29 protein-coding genes are annotated in these 22,308 nt (G+C 68.0%); 15 read left to right on the forward strand and 14 right to left on the reverse strand.

All coding sequences use genetic code 11. The annotated features are described in order from the left end of the window. Positions 1–31: 31 nt before the first annotated feature. Positions 32–976, forward strand: coding sequence for a DMT family transporter (locus FB475_RS07260; RefSeq protein ID WP_141853713.1), 945 nt, complete (start codon positions 32–34; stop codon positions 974–976). Here the strand turns inward: FB475_RS07260 and mshB are convergent. From mshB to FB475_RS07275, 3 genes are all read right to left on the reverse strand, one after another. Next, a complete protein-coding gene (mshB, locus tag FB475_RS07265) occupies positions 915–1,826 on the reverse strand; it encodes an N-acetyl-1-D-myo-inositol-2-amino-2-deoxy-alpha-D-glucopyranoside deacetylase (protein WP_141853715.1) in 912 nt (303 codons plus the stop codon). The two genes, FB475_RS07260 and mshB, sit on opposite strands and share 62 nt — an antisense overlap. A gap of 61 nt (positions 1,827–1,887) precedes the next feature. Next, the gene (locus FB475_RS07270) at positions 1,888–2,184 is read right to left on the reverse strand and encodes a LuxR C-terminal-related transcriptional regulator (protein ID WP_141853717.1); all 297 of its coding nucleotides are present in this window, start codon (positions 2,182–2,184) and stop codon (positions 1,888–1,890) included. Positions 2,185–2,332: 148 nt separating this feature from the next. Further along, the gene (locus tag FB475_RS07275; RefSeq protein ID WP_141853719.1) at positions 2,333–2,701 is read right to left on the reverse strand and encodes a (deoxy)nucleoside triphosphate pyrophosphohydrolase; all 369 of its coding nucleotides are present in this window, start codon (positions 2,699–2,701) and stop codon (positions 2,333–2,335) included. Between the two features lie 58 nt (positions 2,702–2,759). Between FB475_RS07275 and FB475_RS07280 the strand changes: the two genes are divergently transcribed. The 7 genes from FB475_RS07280 (at position 2,760) to FB475_RS07310 (ending at position 9,010) form a co-directional block, all read left to right on the forward strand. Beyond that, positions 2,760–3,386 carry a hypothetical protein gene (locus FB475_RS07280; RefSeq protein WP_141853721.1) on the forward strand — a complete coding sequence of 209 codons (627 nt, stop codon included), beginning with the start codon at positions 2,760–2,762 and terminating at the stop codon, positions 3,384–3,386. Positions 3,387–3,494: 108 nt separating this feature from the next. After that, on the forward strand, positions 3,495–3,782 hold the full coding sequence (locus FB475_RS07285; RefSeq protein WP_141853723.1) for a hypothetical protein: 288 nt from the start codon (positions 3,495–3,497) through the stop codon (positions 3,780–3,782). After that, positions 3,782–4,582 carry a hypothetical protein gene (locus FB475_RS07290; RefSeq protein ID WP_141853725.1) on the forward strand — a complete coding sequence of 267 codons (801 nt, stop codon included), beginning with the start codon at positions 3,782–3,784 and terminating at the stop codon, positions 4,580–4,582. The genes FB475_RS07285 and FB475_RS07290 overlap by 1 nt, the downstream gene beginning before the upstream one ends. Positions 4,583–4,589: 7 nt before the next feature. Next, entirely contained in the window at positions 4,590–6,467 is a 1,878-nt protein-coding gene (locus tag FB475_RS07295; RefSeq protein ID WP_141853727.1) for a fumarate reductase/succinate dehydrogenase flavoprotein subunit, read from the forward strand. Then, complete coding sequence (locus FB475_RS07300; RefSeq protein WP_141853729.1) at positions 6,464–7,213, forward strand: succinate dehydrogenase/fumarate reductase iron-sulfur subunit; 750 nt, start codon at positions 6,464–6,466, stop codon at positions 7,211–7,213. The genes FB475_RS07295 and FB475_RS07300 overlap by 4 nt, the downstream gene beginning before the upstream one ends. Positions 7,214–7,329: 116 nt before the next feature. Continuing rightward, complete coding sequence (locus FB475_RS07305; RefSeq protein ID WP_141853731.1) at positions 7,330–8,718, forward strand: MFS transporter; 1,389 nt, start codon at positions 7,330–7,332, stop codon at positions 8,716–8,718. 4 nt (positions 8,719–8,722) lie between these two features. Further along, positions 8,723–9,010 carry a 4a-hydroxytetrahydrobiopterin dehydratase gene (locus FB475_RS07310; protein WP_141853733.1) on the forward strand — a complete coding sequence of 96 codons (288 nt, stop codon included), beginning with the start codon at positions 8,723–8,725 and terminating at the stop codon, positions 9,008–9,010. On the opposite strand, the gene FB475_RS07315 is transcribed toward FB475_RS07310, so the two are convergent. Together FB475_RS07315 and FB475_RS07320 are read right to left on the reverse strand one after the other, a co-directional pair. Next, positions 9,007–9,357, reverse strand: coding sequence for a VOC family protein (locus FB475_RS07315; protein WP_185759121.1), 351 nt, complete (start codon positions 9,355–9,357; stop codon positions 9,007–9,009). The genes FB475_RS07310 and FB475_RS07315 overlap by 4 nt on opposite strands. A 10-nt stretch (positions 9,358–9,367) precedes the next feature. After that, the gene (locus FB475_RS07320) at positions 9,368–10,201 is read right to left on the reverse strand and encodes a helix-turn-helix domain-containing protein (protein WP_141853737.1); all 834 of its coding nucleotides are present in this window, start codon (positions 10,199–10,201) and stop codon (positions 9,368–9,370) included. 50 nt (positions 10,202–10,251) lie between these two features. Here FB475_RS07320 and FB475_RS07325 point away from each other — a divergent pair, with 50 nt between their 5' ends. Beyond that, a complete protein-coding gene (locus FB475_RS07325) occupies positions 10,252–11,076 on the forward strand; it encodes an acyltransferase domain-containing protein (RefSeq protein WP_141853739.1) in 825 nt (274 codons plus the stop codon). Here FB475_RS07325 and FB475_RS07330 read toward each other — a convergent pair. Next, positions 11,071–12,234 carry a polysaccharide deacetylase family protein gene (locus FB475_RS07330; RefSeq protein WP_141853741.1) on the reverse strand — a complete coding sequence of 388 codons (1,164 nt, stop codon included), beginning with the start codon at positions 12,232–12,234 and terminating at the stop codon, positions 11,071–11,073. The two genes, FB475_RS07325 and FB475_RS07330, sit on opposite strands and share 6 nt — an antisense overlap. A gap of 90 nt (positions 12,235–12,324) precedes the next feature. Next, a complete protein-coding gene (locus FB475_RS07335; protein WP_238332011.1) occupies positions 12,325–12,954 on the reverse strand; it encodes a DedA family protein in 630 nt (209 codons plus the stop codon). A 143-nt stretch (positions 12,955–13,097) separates the two neighbouring features. Between FB475_RS07335 and FB475_RS07340 the strand changes: the two genes are divergently transcribed. After that, the gene (locus FB475_RS07340) at positions 13,098–13,415 is read left to right on the forward strand and encodes an ArsR/SmtB family transcription factor (RefSeq protein WP_141853743.1); all 318 of its coding nucleotides are present in this window, start codon (positions 13,098–13,100) and stop codon (positions 13,413–13,415) included. Further along, positions 13,405–13,818, forward strand: a complete 414-nt coding sequence (locus tag FB475_RS07345; RefSeq protein ID WP_141853745.1) for an SRPBCC family protein — start codon at positions 13,405–13,407, stop codon at positions 13,816–13,818. The genes FB475_RS07340 and FB475_RS07345 overlap by 11 nt, the downstream gene beginning before the upstream one ends. Before the next feature lie 58 nt (positions 13,819–13,876). On the opposite strand, the gene FB475_RS36670 is transcribed toward FB475_RS07345, so the two are convergent. Further along, positions 13,877–14,053 carry a DUF5302 domain-containing protein gene (locus tag FB475_RS36670; RefSeq protein WP_185759123.1) on the reverse strand — a complete coding sequence of 59 codons (177 nt, stop codon included), beginning with the start codon at positions 14,051–14,053 and terminating at the stop codon, positions 13,877–13,879. Positions 14,054–14,200: 147 nt separating this feature from the next. Here FB475_RS36670 and FB475_RS07350 point away from each other — a divergent pair, with 147 nt between their 5' ends. Together FB475_RS07350 and FB475_RS07355 are read left to right on the forward strand one after the other, a co-directional pair. Then, a complete protein-coding gene (locus FB475_RS07350; RefSeq protein ID WP_202878275.1) occupies positions 14,201–14,851 on the forward strand; it encodes a LysE family translocator in 651 nt (216 codons plus the stop codon). Between the two features lie 58 nt (positions 14,852–14,909). Beyond that, positions 14,910–15,797: an aminoglycoside phosphotransferase family protein gene (locus tag FB475_RS07355; protein WP_141857856.1), complete on the forward strand. Its 888-nt coding sequence runs from the start codon at positions 14,910–14,912 to the stop codon at positions 15,795–15,797. Here FB475_RS07355 and FB475_RS07360 read toward each other — a convergent pair. From FB475_RS07360 to FB475_RS07375, 4 genes are read right to left on the reverse strand one after another with little or no spacing between them, the layout of a single operon-like run. Then, the gene (locus FB475_RS07360) at positions 15,784–16,506 is read right to left on the reverse strand and encodes a class I SAM-dependent methyltransferase (protein WP_141853747.1); all 723 of its coding nucleotides are present in this window, start codon (positions 16,504–16,506) and stop codon (positions 15,784–15,786) included. The two genes, FB475_RS07355 and FB475_RS07360, sit on opposite strands and share 14 nt — an antisense overlap. Positions 16,507–16,549: 43 nt before the next feature. After that, a complete protein-coding gene (locus tag FB475_RS07365) occupies positions 16,550–17,329 on the reverse strand; it encodes an ABC transporter permease (protein WP_238332012.1) in 780 nt (259 codons plus the stop codon). Further along, complete coding sequence (locus FB475_RS07370) at positions 17,326–18,081, reverse strand: ABC-2 family transporter protein (protein ID WP_141853750.1); 756 nt, start codon at positions 18,079–18,081, stop codon at positions 17,326–17,328. The genes FB475_RS07365 and FB475_RS07370 overlap by 4 nt, the downstream gene beginning before the upstream one ends. Then, the gene (locus tag FB475_RS07375) at positions 18,078–19,046 is read right to left on the reverse strand and encodes an ABC transporter ATP-binding protein (protein ID WP_185759125.1); all 969 of its coding nucleotides are present in this window, start codon (positions 19,044–19,046) and stop codon (positions 18,078–18,080) included. Before FB475_RS07375 ends, FB475_RS07370 begins: the two co-directional genes overlap by 4 nt. A gap of 62 nt (positions 19,047–19,108) precedes the next feature. On the opposite strand from FB475_RS07375, the gene FB475_RS07380 reads away from it, so the two are divergent. After that, entirely contained in the window at positions 19,109–20,077 is a 969-nt protein-coding gene (locus FB475_RS07380; protein WP_141853752.1) for a helix-turn-helix transcriptional regulator, read from the forward strand. Here FB475_RS07380 and map read toward each other — a convergent pair. Continuing rightward, a complete protein-coding gene (map, locus tag FB475_RS07385) occupies positions 20,068–20,838 on the reverse strand; it encodes a type I methionyl aminopeptidase (protein ID WP_141853754.1) in 771 nt (256 codons plus the stop codon). The genes FB475_RS07380 and map overlap by 10 nt on opposite strands. Positions 20,839–20,883: 45 nt before the next feature. Between map and FB475_RS07390 the strand changes: the two genes are divergently transcribed. Next, complete coding sequence (locus FB475_RS07390) at positions 20,884–21,144, forward strand: helix-turn-helix domain-containing protein (RefSeq protein WP_141853756.1); 261 nt, start codon at positions 20,884–20,886, stop codon at positions 21,142–21,144. A gap of 59 nt (positions 21,145–21,203) precedes the next feature. Here the strand turns inward: FB475_RS07390 and ychF are convergent, their stop codons facing one another. Continuing rightward, positions 21,204–22,280, reverse strand: a complete 1,077-nt coding sequence (gene ychF, locus FB475_RS07395) for a redox-regulated ATPase YchF (RefSeq protein ID WP_141853758.1) — start codon at positions 22,278–22,280, stop codon at positions 21,204–21,206. Positions 22,281–22,308: the final 28 nt, after the last annotated feature.

The raw sequence follows: 22,308 nt of genomic DNA on the forward strand, positions 1-22,308 counted from the left end.
CAGCCGGCGTCTTCGGGGTACCGGGAGAGCGATGTCTGGTGACCAGCAACGTTCCGGACAGCGGGCCGGGCCTGGGTTCCGGCTCGCTGCCGGGGCGTTGTTCGTGTCGGTCTCTTCGGTGCTGATCGACCTCGCCCGCACCACACCGGGAACGGCCAGCTTCTATCGCTGCGCTCTGTCGCTACCGCTGCTCGCGGTGGTCGCACTAGTCGAGCGACATCACGGCCGGGCGCTCGGCCGTGCCGAGGTGCTGATCAGCCTGGTCGCCGGTGTCTTCTTCGCGGGCGACATGTTGCTCTGGACCCGGGCGATCGAGGAGGTCGGCGCGGGCCTGTCGACCGTGGTCGTGAACGTCCAGGTGGTCGGCGTACCGCTGCTGGCCTGGGCGATCGACGGCGAGACCGTCCCGCGACGCTTCATCGCCTGCGTCCCCGTGATGCTCGTGGGCGTCGCACTGACCGCGGGACTCGTCGGCGGTGGCACCACCGGTACGGATCCGGTCTGGGGCACGGTCCACGCCGTCCTGGCGGCCGCGTGCTACTCGGTCTTCCTCTATCTGCTGCGCCGCAACGGCTCGACGGGGCGGCCGGTGCAGAACTACTTCGTCGTGATCGCGTCGGCGGGACTGGTCTCGCTGGTGGCCGGATGGTTCTGGCGCGGCGTCGATCTCACGCCGGGTTTCCGGGTCATCGGCTGGCTCATCGGTGTAGCCGTCGCCGGCACGGTGGTCGGTTGGCTGCTCGTGGCGATGAACTCGTCCAAGCTCCCGAGCCACGTCGGCGCGGCGCTGTTGATGCTGACGCCGGTGGGCGCGCTCGTGCTCGGCACCGTGGTGCTGCACGAGCGGCCGACCTGGCTCCAACTGACCGGCTGTGTGCTGATCGTCGCCGGCGCCTATCTGTCCGGCAACCGGCTCAGAGTCCGGCGAACAGATCGTGTTCCAGACCGTCCTCGTCCGGAGCCGGGGTCCCCTTGACCAGCCGGTACGGCTCGGACGCCCAGATCTGGTTGCCGTTGTTGTTCGACAGCGCGAAGAACGGGCCGTCGACGGTGATCTGGGTGGCGTGCGCCTTCATCGCGTTCATCTTCCGGTCGAGGAACTCCTCGCCGTCGATCACGCAGTCGATCAGCCGGTCCGGCGTGATCATCGGCGGCAGCGGGCCGTCCGGGTCCATCCCCTCGAACGTCGTGGTGTCGCCGGCGTCCCGGAGCGCCCGCAGCTGCTCGCGCATCGGCGACTCGGCCATCGCCGTCCAGTAGATCTTCGCGATGTCCCAGGCCGGGCCGAGATCCTCCCGGTAGGACCGGGCGGCGGCCAGCGCGGCGGCGTACATCGCGACCCGGTGCGCCTTGATGTGGTCCGGGTGGCCGTAGTTGCCCCACTGGTCGTAGGTGACCAGGACCTGCGGGCGCAGCTCACGGATGACCGGGACCAGGTCGTTGGCGGCGTCGACCAGGTCGGCCTGCCAGAAGCTGTCCTTGCGGGTCTGCGGCGGGACGTCCGCGTTGCCCTCGTCGTTGTAGATCATGCCGGTGTCGCGGTACTTCCCGGCCTCGCCGAGGAAGCGGTGGTCGGTGACACCGAGCTCGGCCATCGCGTTCGCCAGCTCACCGATCCGGTGCCGGCCGAGGCCGTCGGTCTGGTCGGCGGCCAGGTGCGCGAGCTCGGGGACGAGGACCTCGCCCTCCTCACCGAGGGTGCAGGTGATCAGCGTGACGTGCGCTCCCTCGGCGACATACCGCGCCATCGTCACGCCGTTGTTGATGGTTTCGTCGTCGGGGTGGGCGTGCACCAGCAACAGCCGGCGCTCAGCAAGCTCAACCATGCCGAAAGCCTACGTCGGCCCGCGGACAGTTTCCCGGGCGTTTCTGCTCGTTCGGTGGAGCTCAGCCGAACCGGCGGACCAGCAGGCAACCGGCCTGGAACCGCGACTTCGCGCCCAGCCCCTTGATCAGCGCGCTGATCTCGGCGCGCACGGTCCGCAGTGAGAGCCCGAGGTCGCGGGCGATCGCGGCGTCCTTCGCGCCGGTCGACATCATCCGGCCGATGGCGACCTGGCGGCTGGTCAGCTCCTTGATCACGGCAGGCGTCCGCCGGTGCGAACCGAGCTCGTAGACCTCGCAGACCAGCTCCGGTGCGAAGTCTTCCTTGCGTAGCACCTGGACTGCCGGGTACACCGACATACGTCACTCCTCCCCAAGAGTCAGGCAAGGATTCTCGTCCCGACCTCGGAGCGCTCACCAGGTACAACCCATACAAACGACCCATACAGTTTCACAGCGTGAACGATCGGGGCCGGGCCGCAGTGTCATCGGGTGTGATGTGTACCACTTACAACCTGGTACGGAGCTCCCGGACGAACGGACGGTCGGGGACCAACCAGTCCGCCTCGTCCAGCTCGGCGGCCGCGAACCACCGCAGCTCCGAGTGTTCCCGCAGTACCGGGTCGCCGGAAAGTACTGTCGCGAGATAGACGTGCAGCCGGTACTCCGCTGAGATGTCCACGCCCGCCCCGAGGGACTCGCCGACCTTGATCTCCAGGTCGAGTTCCTCGCGGATCTCCCGTACCGCGGCCTGCTCGTCGGTCTCCCCCGGCTCCACCTTTCCGCCCGGGAACTCCCACCCACCTTCGGGACCAGGCCGGTACGCCGCCAGCACCCGGCCGTCCTCCACTACCGCCACGCCCACGACCGTCTTCATGTCGCGACTCTGCCAGAAACTGCCAGAAACTGTCGGGCGCGTGCGGCACGATGCGGCTATGCCCTTGCAGAACAGGGTTCTGCCGACGCAGGAGATCGTGGCCGACAGCGGTCGCGGTCTGCTGATGGGTAACCGCGGCAGCATCCATCACCCCGATCGGACCCTCGGCACCACCCGGTGGCGCTCGAAGGCGTGGATCTGCTGCGTCCTTGACTGGAAGGGGATCCGGCGCGACCCGATGCCGCCGGGGCGCTGGACCGCACTGTTCTTCTTCGACGAGGCGGTCGCGCTCGCGGCCGGGCATCGCCCTTGTCATTACTGCAGACGCAGGGATTTCCTGCTGTACGCCGGAGCCTGGGCTGCGGCCAACTCTCTGGCCGAGCGTCCGCGAGCGGCTGAGATGGATGCCGTGCTGCACTACCAGCGAGTCGAGTCACGGACTCGGCGGCAGCGGACCACGACCCAGAACCTCTCCGACCTACCTGACGGCGCGATGGTTCGGTTCGACGGGTCGCCCGCGTTGGTGCTGGGCGGGCGGGTGTTGCCTTGGGCATGGGACGGGTACGGGGAGCCGCTACGGCCGCGTGGGCTGGAGCTGGTCGAGACGTTGACGCCACCGGCGAATCTTCTTGTGCTGCAGGGCGGATTCGCTCCATTACTCCACCCGTCGGCAGGTCGCAAGTGAGGTAAACCTAACCGGAAACACGCCGTACCGAGGGGTCTTCCGTTGGGCGCTCGGCAGGGGCAAAGTGTGCCCATACTGACAGCTACACAACCATCACTGGAGTCTGCCATGAGCAACAGCGAGGTTGCCGCAGTCGCCCGCGCACTCGAAGGGCTGCACGCCGCCGTCGGCCGGCTCAGCCAGGAGTACGGTGACACCCTCGGCATTCGCCGCCTGGTGTCCGACGTGGCCCGGCTGAGCGACGATCTCGCAGAGCTCGGCCCGCCCGACCCCAGGCACAGGCCCGGACCAGTTCCGGAGGAACTCGAGGAGATTCCCGACGTGGAGTATGACGCGTCCATGTGGACCGACGCGGAGCAAGAAGGCTTCGGCGCTCCAGATAGGCATGCCCCCTGATGGCTACCGGAGTAAGCGCACCGGGCCGCGCTCAAGTAGGCCTCAAGACCGCAAGAACGGATCGTTGGTGGCTCGCGCCGCTGCGGATCGGCGTGATCCTGGCGTTCTTCATCGTCTACGCGACGATCCGGATCTTCATGAACAAGTGGTACTGGGTCGACGCGTACCACTACCTGACCCCGCTGTACTCGCCCTGTCTGACCAGCAGCTGTGTCGAGGGCTCCAGCCACCTCGGGACCTGGTTCGGCAACTTCCCGCGCTTCCTGCCGTTCAGCCTGATCACGTTCGTGGTGCTGGCCGGCTTCCGCGGCACGTGCTACTACTACCGCAAGGCGGGCTACCGGTCGCTGTTCTTCGCGCCGGCCGCGTGCGCGGTGCCCGAGCCGCACAAGAAGTACACCGGTGAGCGGAAGTTCCCGCTGATCGCGCTGAACCTGCACCGTTACTTCTTCTACGGTGCACTGCTCTTCGGTCTGCTGAACATCTACGACGGCATCCAGGCCTTCCACGGCAAGGGCGGCGGTTTCGGCATCGGCCTCGGCACGCTGATCATCTGGGTCAACCTGGTGATGCTGTGGCTGTACACGCTGTCCTGCCACGCCTGCCGGCACATCGTCGGCGGCCGGCTGAAGAACTTCTCCAAGCACCCGATGCGCTACCGGTACTGGACCTTCGTGTCCAAGCTGAACCCGAGGCACGGCACCTTCGCGATGATCTCGCTGTTCACCGTGATCCTGACCGACTTCTACATCATGGCGGTCTCCGCCGGCTGGTTCTCCGACCTGCGCATCATCAATTGAGGATTTCATGACTGAGCTGGAACGACACACCTACGACGTCGTCGTGATCGGGGCCGGCGGCGCCGGCCTGCGCGCGGCGATCGAGGCCCGTGAGCAGGGCAAGAAGACCGCGATCATCTGCAAGTCGCTGTTCGGCAAGGCGCACACGGTGATGGCCGAGGGCGGTTGCGCGGCCGCGATGGGCAACGCGAACTCCAACGACAACTGGCAGGTCCACTACCGCGACACGATGCGCGGCGGGAAGTTCCTGAACAACTGGCGGATGGCCGAGCTGCACGCGCAGGAGGCCCCGGACCGGGTCTGGGAGCTGGAGACGTACGGCGCGCTGTTCGACCGGACACCGGACGGCAGGATCAGCCAGCGCAACTTCGGCGGCCACACCTACCCGCGGCTCGCGCACGTCGGCGACCGGACCGGCCTGGAGCTGATCCGCACCCTGCAGCAGAAGATCGTCTCGCTGCAGCAGGAGGACTTCGAGGCCACCGGTGACTACGAGGCGAACCTCAAGGTGTACGCCGAGTGCACGATCACCGAGCTGCTGAAGGACGGCGACGCCATCTCCGGCGCCTTCGGGTACTGGCGCGAGTCCGGGCGGTTCGTGCTGTTCGAGGCGCCGGCCGTCGTACTGGCGACCGGTGGCGTCGGCAAGTCCTTCAAGGTCACCTCGAACTCCTGGGAGTACACCGGTGACGGGCACGCGCTGGCGATGCGGGCCGGCGCGACGCTGATCAACATGGAGTTCATCCAGTTCCACCCGACCGGCATGGTCTGGCCGCCGTCGGTGAAGGGCATCCTGGTCACCGAGTCGGTCCGCGGTGACGGTGGCGTGCTGAAGAACTCCGAGGGCAAGCGGTTCATGTTCGACTACGTGCCGGACGTGTTCCGGGCGCAGTACGCCGAGACCGAGGACGAGGCGGACCGCTGGTACAAGGACCCGGACAACAACCGGCGCCCACCCGAGCTGCTGCCCCGCGACGAGGTCGCCCGGGCGATCAACTCCGAGGTCAAGGCCGGCCGCGGTACTCCGCACGGTGGCGTCTTCCTGGACGTGTCGACCCGGCTTCCGGCCGAGGAGATCACCCGGCGACTGCCGTCGATGCACCACCAGTTCATGGAGCTGGCGGACGTCGACATCACCAAGGAGCCGATGGAGGTCGGGCCGACCTGCCACTACGTGATGGGCGGTGTCGAGGTCGACCCGGACACCGCGTCGTCGACGGTCCCCGGCCTGTTCGCGGCCGGTGAGGTCGCCGGTGGCATGCACGGTTCGAACCGGCTCGGCGGCAACTCGCTGTCCGACCTGCTGGTCTTCGGGCGGCGGGCCGGCATGGGCGCCGCGACGTACGTCGACTCGCTCAAGCAGCGGCCGAAGATCGACGAGGCCGACGTCGACGCGGCGGCGACCGAGGCGCTGGCGCCGTTCGAACTCGAGGGCGGCGAGAACCCGTACTCGATCCACCAGGACCTGCAGCAGTCGATGAACGACCTGGTCGGCATCATCCGCAAGGAAGAGGAGATGGAGCGCGCGCTCGGCCGGCTGGCCGAGTTCCGCGGCCGGATCGCGAAGATGACGGTCGAGGGTCACCGGCAGTTCAATCCCGGCTGGCACCTGGCGCTCGACCTGCGGAACATGCTGACCGTGTCCGAGTGTGTGGCCGGCGCGGCGCTGCTGCGGCAGGAGTCGCGCGGCGGTCACACCCGCGACGACTTCCCGGAGATGTCGGCGGAGTGGCGCCGCAAGCTGCTGGTCTGCAAGCTCGACGCCGAGGGCCACGTGAACGTCTCCGAGAAGCAGCAGATCCCGATGCGCGCGGACCTGCTGGAGCTGTTCGAGATCGACGAGCTGAAGAAGTACCTGACGGACGAGGAGCTGCCGACAGCATGAGCTACCAGGCCAAATTCCGCGTTTGGCGGGGCGATTCCGAGGGCGGCGAGCTCAAGGACTACGAGGTCGAGGTGAACGAGGGCGAGGTCGTCCTCGACGTGATCCACCGGCTGCAGGCCACCCAGGCGCCGGACATGGCGGTGCGGTGGAACTGCAAGGCCGGCAAGTGCGGCTCCTGCAGCGCCGAGATCAACGGCATGCCGAAGCTGATGTGCATGTGCCGGATGAACACGTTCGAAGAGGACGAGGTCGTCACGGTGACGCCGATGCGGACCTTCCCGGTGATCCGGGACCTGGTCACCGACGTCTCGTACAACTACCAGAAGGCCCGCGAGGTGCCGGCCTTCAAGCCGCCGGCGGACCTCAAGCCGGGTGAGTACCGGATGCAGCAGCAGGACGTGGAGCGCTCGCAGGAGTTCCGCAAGTGCATCGAGTGCTTCCTGTGCCAGAACACCTGCCACGTGATCCGGGACCACGAGGAGAACAAGGAGAACTTCTCCGGTCCCCGGTTCCTGATGCGGATCGCCGAGCTGGACATGCACCCGCTCGACGCCGCCGACCGGAAGAATGCGGCACAGGAGGAGCACGGCCTGGGCTTCTGCAACATCACCAAGTGCTGCACCGAGGTGTGCCCCGAGCACATCAAGATCACCGACAACGCGCTGATCCCGATGAAGGAACGCGTCGTCGACCGCAAGTACGACCCGCTGGTCTGGCTCGGCAACAAGATCCGCCGCCGCGCCTGAGGCCTCGCGAAGCCCCTGGAACCCCTGACTGCTTGGGGTTCCAGGGGCTTTGTGTTGTCCGGGGTTTTCCCGTAAGGCTTGACTTCAACCTCACTTGAACTTCGACGATAGCGGTCATGACTACGACGGCCGCTGCGGCCCGCCCCAAGCTCTTCACCGGACAGCACCTGCCGCTGGTGCTCGGGGTGATCGGGCTCGTCACGCTCGGCGCGTTCGAGAACCGGGCCGTCGGTACGGCGCTGCCGACGATGGTCCGCGAGTTCGACGCGCTCGGCAGCTTCGGTCTCGCGAACGCCGCCCCGAACGCGAGCTACCTGATCTCGCTCGCGGTCGCCGGCCTGTGGTCGGACCGCCGCGGCCCGATCCCGACGCTGCGGGCGGGCGCGATCTCGTTCGCGCTCGCCCAACTGCTCGTCGGTACGGCGACCGCGATGCCGATGGTGATCGCCGGGCGGCTGCTCAGCGGGCTCGCGGAAGGTCTGCTCGACGTGTCGCTGATGGTGCTCGTCGCGCGGGCGCTGCCCGCCGTACTGCGGCCGCGGATGTTCTCTTTGTTCGCCGCGATGTGGATCCTGCCGTCGGTGCTCGGGCCCGTGCTGACCGGAGTGGTCACCGAGCAGTTCGGCTGGCGCTGGGTGTTCCTCGGCGCGGTCGTCCTGCTCGTACCGAGTTGGCTGCTGCTGCGTCCGGCGATGCGACAGTCCGCCGACGTACCGGCCCCGGAACGTACGGCCGAGGACGCGGCCGAGCTCGAGGCGTGGCGCGCCGCCCTTCCCTGGGCGCTCGCCGCATCCGTTGCGCTGTTCACGCTGACGGTCGCGGGCGATCACCTCGAGGCGCATCCGGTGATTGCCGGTACGGCGGTACTCGTCGCGCTCGTGGTGCTCGGACGGGCCGCCGTACGGGTGATGCCCGCGGGCACGTTCACCGCGCGACGTGGCTTCCCTGCTGTGGTTGCCGTTCGCGGACTCGGTGGTGCGGCCTTCGCCGGGGTTGGCGCGTACCTTCCGCTGCTGCTGACGTTGCAGCACAACTTCAGTCCGTCGAAGGCCGGCGTGACGTTGTCGATCACCGGCGTGTGCTGGGCGTTCGGGTCATGGCTGCAGGGACGTGAGCACGGGTTCGAGCGGGTCGCCGTACTGCGGACGGGGCTGGCGTTCATGACGGTCGGACTGCTGGTGACGTCGTTGCTCGCGTGGACCGATGCGAGCACCTGGTTCGGCCTGATCGGCTGGGGTTTCGCCGGGATCGGGATGGGGCTGAGCTCGTCCAGCCTGTCGGTGCTGACGCTGGATCTGTCCGACCAGAACAACTCCGGGCGGAACAGCAGCGCCGGTCAGATGGCCGCCACGATGAGCATCGCGACGGCGCTCGCGATCAGCGGGACGTTGCTCGCGTTCAACGCCGACAACCCGCAGCCGTGGGTCTTCGGCACGATCATCACGGCCGGCGCGGCCGCGGCGGCCGCTGGCCTGCTGGCCACCGCGCGGGTAGGTCTAGAGTGAGCGCATGGCTGACCTTTTGACCGACGACCAGATCGACCTGGCCCTGCGCGACCACCTGCCGAACTGGAAGGTCGTGGACAACGAGCTGGTCCGAAGCGTCAAGGCCGACAACTTCCTGGACGGCATCCGGCTGGTCGCGACCGTCGCCCAGCTCGCCGAGTCGATGAACCACCACCCGGACATGGACATCCGCTACACCACCATCACCTTCCGGGTCAGCAGCCACGAAGCCGGCGGCATCACCGACGACGACCTCGTCCTCGCCCGCCACATCGACACCGCCGCCGGCTAAAGCGGCTGGCGGAGGCCGAGCAGTACGCCTTCGGGGTCGCGGATGTAGGTGAGGCGGCCGACGCCGGGGAGCTCTTGGATTTCGCCGACCTGCTCGCCACCCGCAGCCCGGGCGGCGTCCAGGATCGGCTCGAGGTTGTCGACCTCTAGCCACGCGATCGTCTGTTGTGACTGGTACCGGTTGCTCATGATCGCGCCGTCGATTCCGTCGCCCTGGCCGGTTCGCGCGAGTAGGTAGCCGTCGGGGACGGGGGCCGGTGTCAGCTCCCACCCGAAGACTTCGCGGTAGAACTGCGCGACCCGGTCGTGGTCCTCGGCAACTATCTCGACATGAATGATTCGTCCCATGCGTCGATGATCAGGCACCCTGGTCCGGATCGTCTTGGACGGATCTTCCATGCATCAGCGCCGCGATTCCGTTCTGTACGGCGCGGAACGTCGTTGCGCTGACGCCCGTGTACTTCTTGAAGTCCCGTGCCGCATGCGCCTGGTCGTAGAACCCGTGCAGCGCCGACAACGTCGCGGCCGCGTCCGCGGGCCCCCCGAGCAGGCCGCCGACGAAGTGGTAGTACCGGATGATCTCGGCGTACTGCTTCGGCCCGATCCCGACGCTCCGCCGGAACAGCCGGTACAAGGTGCTGTACGACGTACCGCATCGCCGCACGACCTCCGCCACCGCGACCTGTCCGCGCAGCTCGTCGATCGCGCGTACCGCCTCCACCACGACCGGCGGTACGTCGACGTCCGTCAATCGCGCCGCGAGGAACCCGGCCAGCCGCTCCGCCCGCGCGGCCCCGAACGGTACCGCCCGCAGCTCCGCCACCAACCCGGCGACGGCCTCCGCGCCGACCCAGTCAGCCAGCTCCTGCACCTCGTCGACCAAGGCAGGCAACCCGAACGCCGCGAGCCCCCACGGCGTGAACCCGACGCCCGCATAACTCGACGTACCGAGCTGACCGAGTACGTGCGGCCGCGTCATCACCCCGAAGACCGCCGCCGCGTTCTCCCACTCCGCGCCGGTCACCGGATCGTGCCGCGTCCCCGGGTCCGCCAGCGCGATCGCGAGCCCAGGCCGGCCGTCCGGGATCAGGATCTCCCGCCGTACCTGAGTCAGCGGCGCCGACTCCACCAGCCAGACATGGTCGACCACTCCCCGCAACCGCTCCGGTACTGGAAACCGCTGGTAGCTCACGTCTCAGATCGTAAGGTTCTGGCGGGCGTTACATCGGTTACCGTTGACCGGTGACGACTGCTGAGGAGTACCGGCTGCTGGGGTTTTCGGAGCTCGATCGGGAGGCGGCGGAGGCGTTCACGCCGGATCCGGTGGCGGTGAAGGCGCTGGCCGACCAGCTGCGGGCGGCGGTCGGAAAGCTCGGGAGCGAACCCGAGCCGACCTTCCCCGAGGACCCGCGGAACTCGGTTCAGGCGTACCTCGACACCGTGCCGGACATCCGCCGGTTCCACGCCGAGCGTGGGATCCCGGACGAGATCAGCTGGGCGTCGCTGGCCGACCTCGGGCAGCAGCTCAAGGTCAACCGCCGGACGCACGGCGACTACGGCCTCGAGACGCACTGGTGGTTGCGGCACTTCTGGAACGGCCAGATCTACGCGCTCGGCCGGCTGCAGTACATGCTCTACGAGGTCACCGAGCAGGACCCGGTCCCGGGCGTGGAGACCGGCGAGTGGGTGATCGGCGTACACATCCCGGAGACCGGACCGCTGACCCCTGAACTGGTCGACGACAGCCTGCAGCAGGCACGCGAGTTCTTCCCACGGTACTTCCCGGAGCACCCGGTGCGGATCGCTACGCTGTGGTCGTGGCTGATCGACCCGTACCTGCTCGACCACCTCCCGCAGGACTCGAACATGGTGAAGTTCGGCCGCCGGTTCACGCCGTACGGGACGCCGACCGACGCCCAGGACAGCGCGATCTTCTTCACGTTCCGGACGCACGGCACCGACCACCTCGACGAGCTCCCGCAGGACACCACGCTGCAGCGGCTCGTCGTGCAGCGGATCAAGGAGGGCGGCACCTGGCAGAGCGGCTTCGGCTACCTCGAGCTATGACGGCCGGGTCCGCTGATCAGGTACGCCGTACTTCGCCAGCCAGCTCGCCAGCTCCATGTTCGACACGCACCGGACGTCGGGCTGCTTGCACGTCTCCAGGACGAACTGCGTAAGCGCGTCGGAGTACACGCTGTTGTTCCAGTGGTTGAAGTGGTTGCCGAGGAACAACGGCGGGTTGCCGCTGGCGCGTGACTTGGCCAGCACGGCCCGGTACGTCGCGAGCACCTGCGCCTTCATCGCGGGCGCCTGTGCGATCGGGGCTTTCCGCGCTTGCGTCTGCGCGTACCAGAGGTTGTAGTCCATCGTGAGCGTCTTCTTCGAGGTACCGGCCAGCGTCACGGACTCGAGCGGGAAGTTCCACACGCCGTTCGCCCTCCGCGGCCAGGTGATGTACCCGGGTGCGGAGGCGTCGTACAGCATCCCGCGCTGCACCATCGCGAGCCGGTACGCGGCTCGGTTGCCCTCCAAGCACGGTGTCCGCATGCCCTTCACGGTCGACGGGTCGAACGGCGGCGCGACCGTCTTGCCCGCGGCCAGCGACGGACCGGTCCGGACCATCCGGTCGAACGCGCTGAGCTCGGCGGTCCACTGGGCGATGGTCCAGCGGCCGATGCCGTTCGCGCCGCAGAAGTGGCCGTTGGCGTGCGTACCGATCTCGTGGCCCTCGGCGATCGCGTCGCGGAGCACCTTCGTCCGGCCGAGGATGTTCGCGGTGTCGCCCCAGCCGATGTCGGACGCGCCGGGTTTCTGGTACGGCGGCTTGTAATCAGTGCGGTGGCTGCCCGGGTAGAGGTACGGGCCGGACAGGAAGAACGTCATCCGCGCGTTGACTTGCTTCGCGACGGCCCGCCAGTGCGCCCAGAGGCCGAGGTCGCCGGCACCGTCGAACGAGACGACGACGAACAGCGGCGGCTTGCCGTTGGCGAGTCGGCTCGGAAAAGAGCGGAGTACCGGAGCCGCCGCCGGCAGGTTGCCGTTCGGCGTGGGCGTGGGCGGTGACGGCTTCGGGGCCGTGGGCTTCGGCGACGGCTTGGGTGCGGTGGATTTCGGGGCGGTGGGTTTGGTGGTTTCGCTCGGCGTCGGAGCACCTTCCAGCGGTACGTCGGCACATCCGGCCAGGACCGCTGCGAGGAGCACCGCAACGGCCAGGAGGTTCACCCCAGGCCTCACCACTCGTCTACTGACGCACAGGAGCGGCGAAAGGTTGGGCCGGGACACGCCCCGGCCGGGAAACCGGGGCGGTGATCGTTAGGCCGCCGTGACCTTCACCGTGCGGCGCCGGTTCACGATCCGGCGGGACGTCTCGAGCGCGAGACCGATCACCGCCGCCAGGCTGAGGCTGAAAACGAGCCCGAGCAGCTGGTCGTGCGCGAACGCGTCACCGCCAAGGTAGCCGAGCATCGCGACATAGGTGTACGCGATCGTGACGCCGAAGAACGTGAACACCAGGAACTTCTTGAACGAGTACCGGGTCGCGCCGGCCGTCAGCGTCGCGACCATCCGCGCGCCGGGGATGTAGCGGACCGTCATCAGGATCAGCCCGCCGCGTTTGTGCAGCGCGCCGGAGACCCGGTCGTAGATCTGCTGGCGGCGCTCCTGGCGCTTCATCCAGCGGTGCAGCGCCGGACCCGAGCCACGGCCCAGGAGGTAGCAGAACGACTCCCCGATCACCGAACCCGCCATCGCGACCGCGATCACCAGCAGCAGGTTCTGATGGCCGGCGGCCGCGGCCATCCCGGCCGTGATCACCATGCCCTCGCTCGGCACCACCGGGAACACCGCATCCACCGCCGCGGCGACGAACAGGATCAGCAGCAGCCAATGCGAGGCCATCGCCGTGCTCAGCAGGTGTCGCGCGACCTCCATCAACTCCGTCACCCCGAAAGGATGCCATTGCCGGCCAAGAACGCCGCAATCCCACCGATGTCATTTCACCAGATGTTCAGAGCGGTACCCGCAGTCCGCGGATCGCATGCACCCGGGGGTTGACAGGACAGTTAACTAGTTGGTGAAGTATCAGCGTGCTGACGAGAACGTTCGGGGCGCTCGCGGATCCGACCAGGCTGGCGATCGTAGGGCGGTTGAGTCGCGGTGCCGCAACGATGGGTGAACTTGCTGCGCCGCATGAGGTGACCTTGCCGGCAATCACCAAGCACGTCCGGGTGCTCGTCGACGCGGGTCTGGTGGCGCGGCGGCGGAGCGGGCGGACGGTGGTGTGCACTCTGCGACGCGAGGCGATCTCTGAGGTCGAGGAGTGGCTCGGCGACCTCACGTCGTACTGGAACAACACCGTTGACCGGCTGGAAGAGCTCCTCCGAGAGGACGACGATGGACACTGAGATCCGGATCGAAAGGGTGCTCCCGGCAACGATCACCCGGGTGTACGACGCGTGGACGCGGGCCGAGCTGCTCGCCCTGTGGTACTGCCCGAACCCGGACCTGCCGCTGAAGGTCGACGCGGACGTCCGCGAGGGCGGGTCGTACGTCGTCGAGATGGGCCCGCACGTGGTCCGCGGTACGTACCTCGAGGTCGTGCCGCCGACGCGGCTGGTGTTCAGCTGGCAGTGGGACGGTACCGGCGACGCGCCGACCCGGGTGGAGGTCGAGCTGACCGAAGTACCGGAGGGCACCCGGATGCAGCTCAGCCACACCGGTTTCGCGACCGCCGAGGACGCGGCGAACCACCGAACGAGCTGGGACCCGGAAATCCTTCGGCTGGTCGAGCTGCTCGGCGCTCGATAATGGTCGAGCCCCGGGCGGCAACCCGGGGCTCAGGTGGATGGATGGACAGTGGCGGTCGTCAGCTGCCGGACTTGCGCCGGAACTGGCGCTTCTGCTTGTCGTTGTGCGCTTCGCCGACGCCCTGACCGCGCGTCCCACTGCCTGGGTGCGTGTGGTTGCCGGCGTTCTTCTTCTCGAGCGCTTCCCGGAACTTCTTCTGCAGATCGTCCGCCGGCTCGCTGGACTTCTCGCTCATACCGTCTCCTTCAAACCGTAGGCGTACGGACCCACGCTAACCGAGGGTGAGCACCATCCGCGACCGAATACCGGTCTGTGGAAAACCTTCGAGCCGGAACGCCCCGCACTGTTAGGTTCGGCGTACCGCCGAGGGAGGGACACGGACATGCTGGTGAGCAACGAAGCGCTGCTCGGGATCGCGCTGGTCGAGCTGGGCCTGGTGATCGTGCCGGGGCCGAACATGATCTACCTGATCTCGCGCTCGATCGCCCAGGGCCGCCGCGCCGGCCTGATCTCGCTGGCCGGTGTCGGGGTCGGCTTCCTCACCTACTTGCTCGCGGCAAGCGCCGGGCTGGCCACGCTGTTCGCGCTGGTCCCGGAGATCTACCTGACGCTCAAGCTGGCCGGCGCGGCGTACCTGCTCTGGCTCGCCTGGCAGGCCTTCCGCCCAGGCGGTACGTCGGTGTTCGCCACCCAGGAGCTCGAACCGGACCGTCCGCGCAAGCTGTTCGGGATGGGCCTGCTCACCTGCCTGCTGAACCCGAAGATCGCCATCCTCTACATCTCGCTGCTCCCGCAGTTCCTCGATCCGTCCCGCGGTCACCTCGGTCTGCAGAGCCTGATCCTCGGCCTCGGCCAGCTGACCGTCGGCGTGGTGATGAACGCCGTCTTCGTGATCACCGCAGGCTCGGTCGCCGTGTTCCTGTCTCGCCGCCCGACCTGGATGCGCATCCACCGCTACCTGACCGGCACGGCACTCGCCGCCTTCGCTCTCCGCCTCGCCACCGACCGCGCCCGCCCACTCGCGACCCACTGAAGTGCTGGTCTAAATCGTGTGCGGTGGCGGCTGAGGGGCCGGGATACTGCTGGGCGTGATGCACGAAGGACAACTGGACGTGACGGTCGAGCTGGTCGAAGCCCTCGTCAAGGAGCAGTTCCCGGAGTGGAGCGAGCTCGCGGTCCGCGCCGTGGGGTCGCACGGCACGGTGAACGCGGTCTTCCGGATCGGCGACGACCTCACCGCGCGGCTGCCGATCCAGCCCGGCGATCCCGCGGCGGTCCGGAAGGAGCTCGAGGACGAGGCGGACGCGGCGCGCCGGTTGCGCGCGATGTCGCCGTACCCGACGCCGGAGCCGGTCGCGCTCGGCGCACCGGGCTCGGGTTACCCGCTGCCGTGGGCGGTGCAGACCTGGATCGACGGGACGATTGCGTACGACGCCGACGTCGCGGGGTCTGAGGCCTTCGCCGAGGATCTCGCGCGGTTCGTGCTCGCGCTGCGGGCGCAGCCGACCGAGGGCCGGACGTTCAACGGGCAGTGGCGCGGCGGCTTGCTGACGTCGCAGGACGAGTGGGTCGCGGAGTGCCTGGAGCGCAGCCGCGGGATGATCGACGTGGACGCGCTCACCCGATTGTGGTCCGAGCTGCGGACGACGGCGCGGACCGAGCCGGACGCCTGGACGCATCGCGACCTGATGCCGGGCAACCTACTCGTCAAGGACGGCCGGCTGTCCGGCGTGATCGACGTCGGCATGTTCACGGTGTCGGATCCCGCGATGGACCTGCAGCCGGCGTGGAACCTGTTCGATTCGACCGCGCGGACGGCCTTCCGTGCGGCGGTCGGCAGCGACGACGCCGAGTGGCGGCGCGGGATGGGCTGGTCGTTCGCGCAGGCGATCGGCTGCCTCTGGTACTACGTCGAAACCAACCCGGTCATGTCCCGCACCGCGCACGACACGTTGACCGCGTTGCTCAAAGCTTCCTAGCCACGAACACGTACTCCTTGCCCGGCCGATCGGGAGCGCCACGTACGTCGTCGACCGCGAATCCCGCCGCGGTCAACGACTGCTCGACCTCGTCCCGCTCCCGGAACCACAGCGTCGAATCCGACGTCAGCACGGCGCCGTCGGAGGAGAAGATGTAGGTGGCGCGGAATGTGACGTACGGCAGCTGTACCGCGACCAGCTCGGTCCAGACCTCGACCGTCTCGTCGCCGAGCTGCCGGACCTGATGCGTGTGCTCGCGCGTCCACTCCTCCCACGCGCGCCGCGCCGGGATCCTGGTCTCGAACACGAACCGTCCACCGGGCTCGAGTGCCGCATGCACCCCGCGGACAGTCGCCGCCCACTCATCGGCCGTGAGGAACACCTGCGCGACGTTCCCTGTCATCAACGCGAGTTCGACCTGCATCGGCGGCAGCGTCGTCGCGTCGCCGTGGATCCACCGGACCCGATCCGCAAACTTCTTGCCTCGAGCAACCTCCAGCGACGCCGCGGCCGGATCCACCCCGGTCACCTGCACGCCGGCGCTCGCGAGCAGGCAGGTCAACTCCCCCGTACCGCATCCGACGTCGAGCACCCGCTCGGCACCGAACTCGCGCACGATCGCCGCGTAGTGCTCCAGATCCCCTCGATCCGGATCCAGCGCGTCATACACCGCCGCCAACCGAGGCACCCCGAACAAGGCATCAACCATGCCCGCGACGCTAACGCTGATCACTGCGCCCAGCGAATGGATTTCACGACGTCGCCCCGCTGTAACGCCGGAGCCCGGCATGCCAGGTGAGAACCGCCAGGCTCGCCGCACCACCCGCGGCAGCTACTCCGGCGATCAGCACCCCTGCCTGGGGTCCACGGAGTAGTGCGGTGGACGGGACGCTGGCGATCAATGCCATCGGGAAGACGTACGTGAGGAGAATCCGCAGTGGGCGGGCGAAGACGTCGGTCGGATAGCGGCCGAGTTGCCAGGCCGAGTGGTAGAAGACATCCAACTGCAGCTTCGGCGCCCAGAACGCCAGGCAGGCCAGCAAGACGCTCAACGCCCACGTCACCACGATTCCGGCGATGACGAGCAGCAGCCAACTCGCCAACCCGCCGACCGTCGGCACGTGATCCGCGATTCCCCAGCCGAGTACGCCGAGGCCGAGTACGACCTGGATCAGCTGCAAGGGCGACGACAACGACAGGCTGGCCAGGAACAAGCTCGATGCCGGCTGCAACAAGTACGCGTCGAGTTTCCCGTTCCGGATGCCGGTTTCCGGGAACCACGACAGGTTCGGATCGATGAATGTCGACCGCAACCCGGTGATCAACTGGTACGTCCCGATCAGCACCAGGAACTGCGCCTTCGACCAGCCGGCGAGCGTGTCCGCCCGGGTGAACACGATCAGTACAGCCGCGATCGCCGTACCCAGACCCGTGAACGCCAGCAGGACGTCGAAGACCAGGTTGACGCGGAACGCGATACTCCGGCGCAGCGACATCGAGAAGCCCGCGCCCAACAATCGCAGCAGCTTCACGATCCCACCGCCGTGTACCGCCGTACGCCGGCCCGCCACAGCACCACGACCACGCCCACCAGGACCACCACCCAGCTCAGCTGATACCCGATCGATCCGCCCACCTGCGTTCCCGCGGCGACCGAGGCCGGCAGCCCGTGCATGCCGTAGAACGGCAACACCTCCGCGACCCGTCGCCAGCCGTCCGGCAGTACGCCGATCGGTGCCGCCGTACCGCCGAGCAGGAACATCACCTGCCCACCGAAACCGACCACCGCATGCACCCGATCGGTCCAGAAGGCCGTCAGCGACAACAAGAACGTCCACAGGAAAACAAGGGCCGCCGCAAGCACGAGGTACGGAACCGAACGCACCACCGCCGGCCAGTCGAACCCGACCCGCAACGAGACAGCGGTGAGCAGCACGATCGGTGCCCCGAGCAACGTCAGCCAGGCACGGATCGCCAGGTTCGTACCGATCACGCCGAGCACGACGGGTTGCGGACGGAGCAGCTCGTGGCTCAACGTACCGTTGTAGATCGTCTCCGAGAACGTGTGCTGCTCGAACGACTCGGTCATCAACGTGACCAGGATGACCGCGACGTAGTACCGCCCGACCGCGGGGTCGTCCGGATACACCGCCGACCAAACGAACAACCCGATCAGCGGCGCGACCACTGCCTGCACCACGAGCGTCAGCAGGAACGACCACGCGCCGGACCACTCCAGCACCTCCTGGCGCAGCCTGAAGCCGAGCAGTACGGCGGTCCTCATCGCAGACCCTCCCGGTACGCCTGGTCGATGACCTTCTCCAGCGGCGGCTCCTCGATGGCGAGATCCACGACGTCCATCGCCTGCAGCACGCGGCCCGTCGTGCCGGCGACGTCGTCCCGCGGCACCCGCAGTACCCACTGTCCGTCCGCCTTCTCGACCACCTCGCCGAACCCGGACGGATCGCCCGGCGTCGAGATCCGGATCAGCTTGTACGGCGACAATCGCGCGGACAGTTCCGCGAGCGGGCCGTCGTACTGCACCTTGCCCTTGTCGATCAGGATCAGCCGCGGGCAGAGCGAGGCGACGTCGGCCATGTAGTGGCTGGTCAGCAGTACCGTCGCGCCGGTCTGCTCGACGTACTCCTGGACGAACTCACGGATCAGGCTCGCGGCGCTGACATCGAGCCCGATCGTCGGCTCGTCGAGGAACAGCACCTCCGGGCGGTAGATCAGCGCCATCGCGAGACCGACCCGCATCCGTTCGCCGAGGCTGAGCGCGCGGAGCTGGCGCTCGATCAGCGGCTCGAGGTCGAGCAGCGCCTCGAGTTCGGCGAGGGTACTGCGGAACGCCGGGCGCGGGATCTCGTACAGCAGCCGCTGGTACTCCAGCGAGTCCATCACGGTCAGCTCCTGCGAACCGCCGACGGGCTGGCTGCCGCGGACGAACGCGATCCGCTTCAGGAACGGCGACCGGCGCTGCCACGGGACCGAATCGAGGACGCGGACACCTCCGGCGGTCGGGTAGAGGATGCCGGACAGGATCTTCATCGTCGTGGTCTTGCCGGCGCCGTTCGGCCCGATGAACCCGGCCACCTCGCCGCGGGCGATCGTGAACGACACGTCGTCGAGCGCCTGGACGGTCTTGTACTCGCGGCGCACCAGCGAACGGAAGGCCGCTCGCAGCCCGCCTTTGCGGACCGGGGCGCGGTAGGACATCGAGAGGTTTTCCACCTCGACTGCAGTCATGACGCCGACCGTAGAAAGAAAAGACGCCCATCCCTGGCTTATTTTCCTGCGATACTCGGACGATGCGCGCGGAACGCCTCCTCCGGCTGCTGCTGCACCTGCAGACGCGCGGTCAGACGACGGTTGATCAGCTCTCCCAGGCGATGGACGTCTCACCGCGGACGATCCAGCGCGATCTCGAGGTGCTGAGCCTGGCCGGCGTACCGGTGTACTCGATCCGCGGGCGCGGTGGTGGATGGGCGCTGCTGCCCGGGTACCGCACCCGGCTGACCGGGCTGACGCCGTCCGAGGTGATGTCGGTGTTCGTCGGCGCGACCGCCCACGTACTGGCCGACCTCGGCCTCGACGCCTCCAGCGAACAGGCCGTCAGCAAGCTGATCGCGGCCCTGCCCGAGAACACCCGCCGCGAGGCGGAGTACGCCCGCCAACGTGTCCTGATCGACCACGCCGGCTGGGACGACCGCCGCGAGACACCGCACTGGCTGGACCTCTGCCGGCAAGCCGTCTGGGAAGAACGCCGACTAGCCATCACCTACAGCGAACCACCGGACCCTGCGCCGTGCACCCCCGACGCCGGGCGCGGTCCGTTCGCGGTGTCTCCGCTCGGGTTGGTCGCGAAGGCGCGTACGTGGTACCTGGTCGCCGCCCGCACCGACGGCCGCCTACGTACCTACCGCCTCTCGCGCCTCACGTCGGCCGAGCTCACCACCGACCCGTTCACCAGACCGCGCGACTTCGACCTCGCCACCTACTGGGCGCAGTCGCAGCGCGAGTTCCACGCCTCCCGCCCGTCCTACCCGATCGTCCTCAAGGTCCGCGACCACGCCGTCCGCCGCTTCCGCCCGATCGAGCCGATGGTCCCCGCCGGCGACGGCTGGTGGATCCTCCACGCCGACCTGGAGAACCCCCACGAAGCCCGAGCCGCCGTACTGGCCCAAGCCGGCGCCGCCCAGGTGCTCGCCCCACCTGAACTCATCGCCCTGATCCACGAAGCCGCCATACAGCTCGCGAACCAGCACTGTCAGCGCTGAACGGTGAGGATCTCCGGGCCGTCGGGGGTGATGGCGATGGTGTGTTCGGTGTGGGCGGTGCGGCAGCCGGTGACGCTGCGCAGGGTCCAGCCGTCGTCGTCGGTGAAGAGCTCGGCGGTGTCCTGCATCACCCACGGCTCGAGGGCGAGCAGCAGGCCGGGGCGGAGCTGGTAGCCGCGGCCTGGGCGGCCCGTGTTCGAGACGTGCGGGTCCTGGTGCATGGTCGAACCGATGCCGTGACCGCCGAAGTCGGTGTTGATCGGGTATCCGGCGGCACTCAGCACGGTGCCGATCGCGCGGGAGATGTCGCCGATCCGGTTGCCCGGTACGGCGGCCTCGATGCCGGCGGTGAGCGCGCGCTGGGTCGCGTCGATCATCGCGACGTCCTCCGGAGCGTGGGTCTCGCCAACGATGAAGCTGATCGCCGCGTCGGCCGCGATCCCGCCCAGCGAAACGGCCAGGTCGAGTGTCAGCAGGTCCCCGTCGGCGAGCCGGTAGTCGGACGGTTTCCCGTGCAGCACAGCGTCGTTGACCGCCGTACAGATGTAGTGGCCGAAGGGCCCACGCCCGAAGGATGCCTCGTAGTCGACATAGCAGGACTGCGCACCGGCGTCGGTGATCAGCGCCTTCGTCCACTGGTCGATGTCCAGCAGGTTCGTGCCGACGGCGGTCCGGCGCTTCAGGTCCTGCAGAATGCCGCCGACCAGCGCACCGGTCTCCTTCGCCTGCGCCAGCTCCCGCGCGTCCAAGATCTCGATCATGCAATAACTATACCGGCCATATTATCCCGGTACTATTATCGGATCATGGTCAGGCTCCCGCTCACCCCCGCGGAAGTCGAGCGCGGCGAACGCCTCGGCGCCGTACTCCGCCGCGCCCGCGGCACCCGTTCGATGCTGCAAACCGCCCTCGACGCCGGCGTCTCCCCCGAAACCCTCCGCAAAATAGAGTCCGGCCGAGTAGCCACCCCGGCCTTCCCCACCATCGCCGCCATCGCCGACGTCCTAGGCCTGTCCCTCGACACCCTCTGGTCCGAGGTAACCCAACCCGAACGCCTCGTTTCCTAGACGTTGAAGCGGAACTCGACCACGTCGCCGTCCGCCCCCAACCCCCTCTTTCTTTCTTTTCAGACGTTGAAGCGGAACTCGACCACGTCGCCGTCCTGCATCACGTAGTCCTTGCCTTCCATGCGGACCTTGCCGGCGGCGCGGGCGGCGGTCATCGAGCCGGCTTCCATCAGGTCGTCGAAGGAGACGATCTCGGCCTTGATGAAGCCGCGCTGGAAGTCGGTGTGGATGACGCCGGCGGCTTCCGGAGCGGTGGCACCGCGCTTGATCGTCCAGGCGCGGGACTCCTTCGGACCCGCGGTCAGGTACGTCTGCAGGCCGAGCGTGTCGAAGCCGACCCGGGCGAGGACGTCCAGACCGGGCTCGGAGATACCCATCTCGGCCAGCATTTCGCGGGCCTCGTCCTCGTCGCCGAGCTCGACCAGCTCCGCCTCGAACTTCGCGTCCAGGAAGATCGCCTCGGCCGGCGCGACCAGGTCCCGCATCTTCTGCTTCAACGATTCGTCCGCCAGCTCGTCGGCGTCGCAGTTGAACACGTACAGGTACGGCTTCGCGGTCATCAGCATGAGCTCACGGATCGCGTCCCGGTCCACGGTCGTGGCGATGATCGGCGTACCGGCCTCGAGGTGCTTCTGCGCCTCCCGGACCGCCTCGAGCACGACCGCGCTCTCCTTCTTCAGCCGGGCTTCCTTCTCCAGCCGCGGGATCGCCTTCTCGACGGTCTGCAGGTCGGCGAGGATCAGCTCGGTCTGGATCGTGGAGATGTCGTCGGCCGGCGACACCTTGCCGTCGACGTGGGTGACGTCGTCGTCGCGGAACACCCGGGTGACCTGGCAGATCGCGTCCGACTCGCGGATGTGGCTGAGGAACTTGTTGCCGAGCCCCTCACCCTCGGACGCGCCGCGGACGATGCCGGCGATGTCCACGAACTGCACGGTGGCCGGGATCACCTTCGCGGAGTTGTACAGCTCGGCGAGCTTGCCCAGCCGCGCGTCGGGGACGCCGACCACGCCGACGTTCGGCTCGATGGTCGCGAACGGGTAGTTCGCGGCGAGTACGTCGTTCTTGGTCAGCGCGTTGAACAGGGTGGACTTGCCCGCGTTCGGGAGCCCGACGATTCCGATGGTGAGTGCCACGGGCGTCAAGGGTACGCGGGTTACCCCG

Source organism: Kribbella jejuensis, from assembly GCF_006715085.1.
GTDB lineage: Bacteria > Actinomycetota > Actinomycetes > Propionibacteriales > Kribbellaceae > Kribbella > Kribbella jejuensis.

What these genes read in the sequence shown, in the direction of transcription:
- FB475_RS07300 (WP_141853729.1), top strand. Translation starts at nt 6,464, where the DNA reads ATGAGCTACCAGGCCAAATTCCGCGTTTGGCGGGGCGATTCCGAGGGC.
- FB475_RS07390 (WP_141853756.1), top strand. Translation starts at nt 20,884, where the DNA reads ATGGTCAGGCTCCCGCTCACCCCCGCGGAAGTCGAGCGCGGCGAACGC.
- FB475_RS07370 (WP_141853750.1), bottom strand. Translation starts at nt 18,081, where the DNA reads ATGAGGACCGCCGTACTGCTCGGCTTCAGGCTGCGCCAGGAGGTGCTG.
- FB475_RS07275 (WP_141853719.1), bottom strand. Translation starts at nt 2,701, where the DNA reads ATGAAGACGGTCGTGGGCGTGGCGGTAGTGGAGGACGGCCGGGTGCTG.
- FB475_RS07315 (WP_185759121.1), bottom strand. Translation starts at nt 9,357, where the DNA reads ATGGGACGAATCATTCATGTCGAGATAGTTGCCGAGGACCACGACCGG.
- FB475_RS07260 (WP_141853713.1), top strand. Translation starts at nt 32, where the DNA reads ATGTCTGGTGACCAGCAACGTTCCGGACAGCGGGCCGGGCCTGGGTTC.
- FB475_RS07375 (WP_185759125.1), bottom strand. Translation starts at nt 19,046, where the DNA reads ATGACTGCAGTCGAGGTGGAAAACCTCTCGATGTCCTACCGCGCCCCG.
- mshB (WP_141853715.1), bottom strand. Translation starts at nt 1,826, where the DNA reads ATGGTTGAGCTTGCTGAGCGCCGGCTGTTGCTGGTGCACGCCCACCCC.
- FB475_RS07355 (WP_141857856.1), top strand. Translation starts at nt 14,910, where the DNA reads ATGCACGAAGGACAACTGGACGTGACGGTCGAGCTGGTCGAAGCCCTC.
- map (WP_141853754.1), bottom strand. Translation starts at nt 20,838, where the DNA reads ATGATCGAGATCTTGGACGCGCGGGAGCTGGCGCAGGCGAAGGAGACC.
- FB475_RS07285 (WP_141853723.1), top strand. Translation starts at nt 3,495, where the DNA reads ATGAGCAACAGCGAGGTTGCCGCAGTCGCCCGCGCACTCGAAGGGCTG.
- FB475_RS07290 (WP_141853725.1), top strand. Translation starts at nt 3,782, where the DNA reads ATGGCTACCGGAGTAAGCGCACCGGGCCGCGCTCAAGTAGGCCTCAAG.
- FB475_RS07305 (WP_141853731.1), top strand. Translation starts at nt 7,330, where the DNA reads ATGACTACGACGGCCGCTGCGGCCCGCCCCAAGCTCTTCACCGGACAG.
- FB475_RS07280 (WP_141853721.1), top strand. Translation starts at nt 2,760, where the DNA reads ATGCCCTTGCAGAACAGGGTTCTGCCGACGCAGGAGATCGTGGCCGAC.
- FB475_RS36670 (WP_185759123.1), bottom strand. Translation starts at nt 14,053, where the DNA reads ATGAGCGAGAAGTCCAGCGAGCCGGCGGACGATCTGCAGAAGAAGTTC.
- FB475_RS07360 (WP_141853747.1), bottom strand. Translation starts at nt 16,506, where the DNA reads ATGGTTGATGCCTTGTTCGGGGTGCCTCGGTTGGCGGCGGTGTATGAC.
- FB475_RS07350 (WP_202878275.1), top strand. Translation starts at nt 14,201, where the DNA reads ATGCTGGTGAGCAACGAAGCGCTGCTCGGGATCGCGCTGGTCGAGCTG.
- FB475_RS07380 (WP_141853752.1), top strand. Translation starts at nt 19,109, where the DNA reads ATGCGCGCGGAACGCCTCCTCCGGCTGCTGCTGCACCTGCAGACGCGC.
- FB475_RS07345 (WP_141853745.1), top strand. Translation starts at nt 13,405, where the DNA reads ATGGACACTGAGATCCGGATCGAAAGGGTGCTCCCGGCAACGATCACC.
- FB475_RS07270 (WP_141853717.1), bottom strand. Translation starts at nt 2,184, where the DNA reads ATGTCGGTGTACCCGGCAGTCCAGGTGCTACGCAAGGAAGACTTCGCA.
- FB475_RS07310 (WP_141853733.1), top strand. Translation starts at nt 8,723, where the DNA reads ATGGCTGACCTTTTGACCGACGACCAGATCGACCTGGCCCTGCGCGAC.
- FB475_RS07295 (WP_141853727.1), top strand. Translation starts at nt 4,590, where the DNA reads ATGACTGAGCTGGAACGACACACCTACGACGTCGTCGTGATCGGGGCC.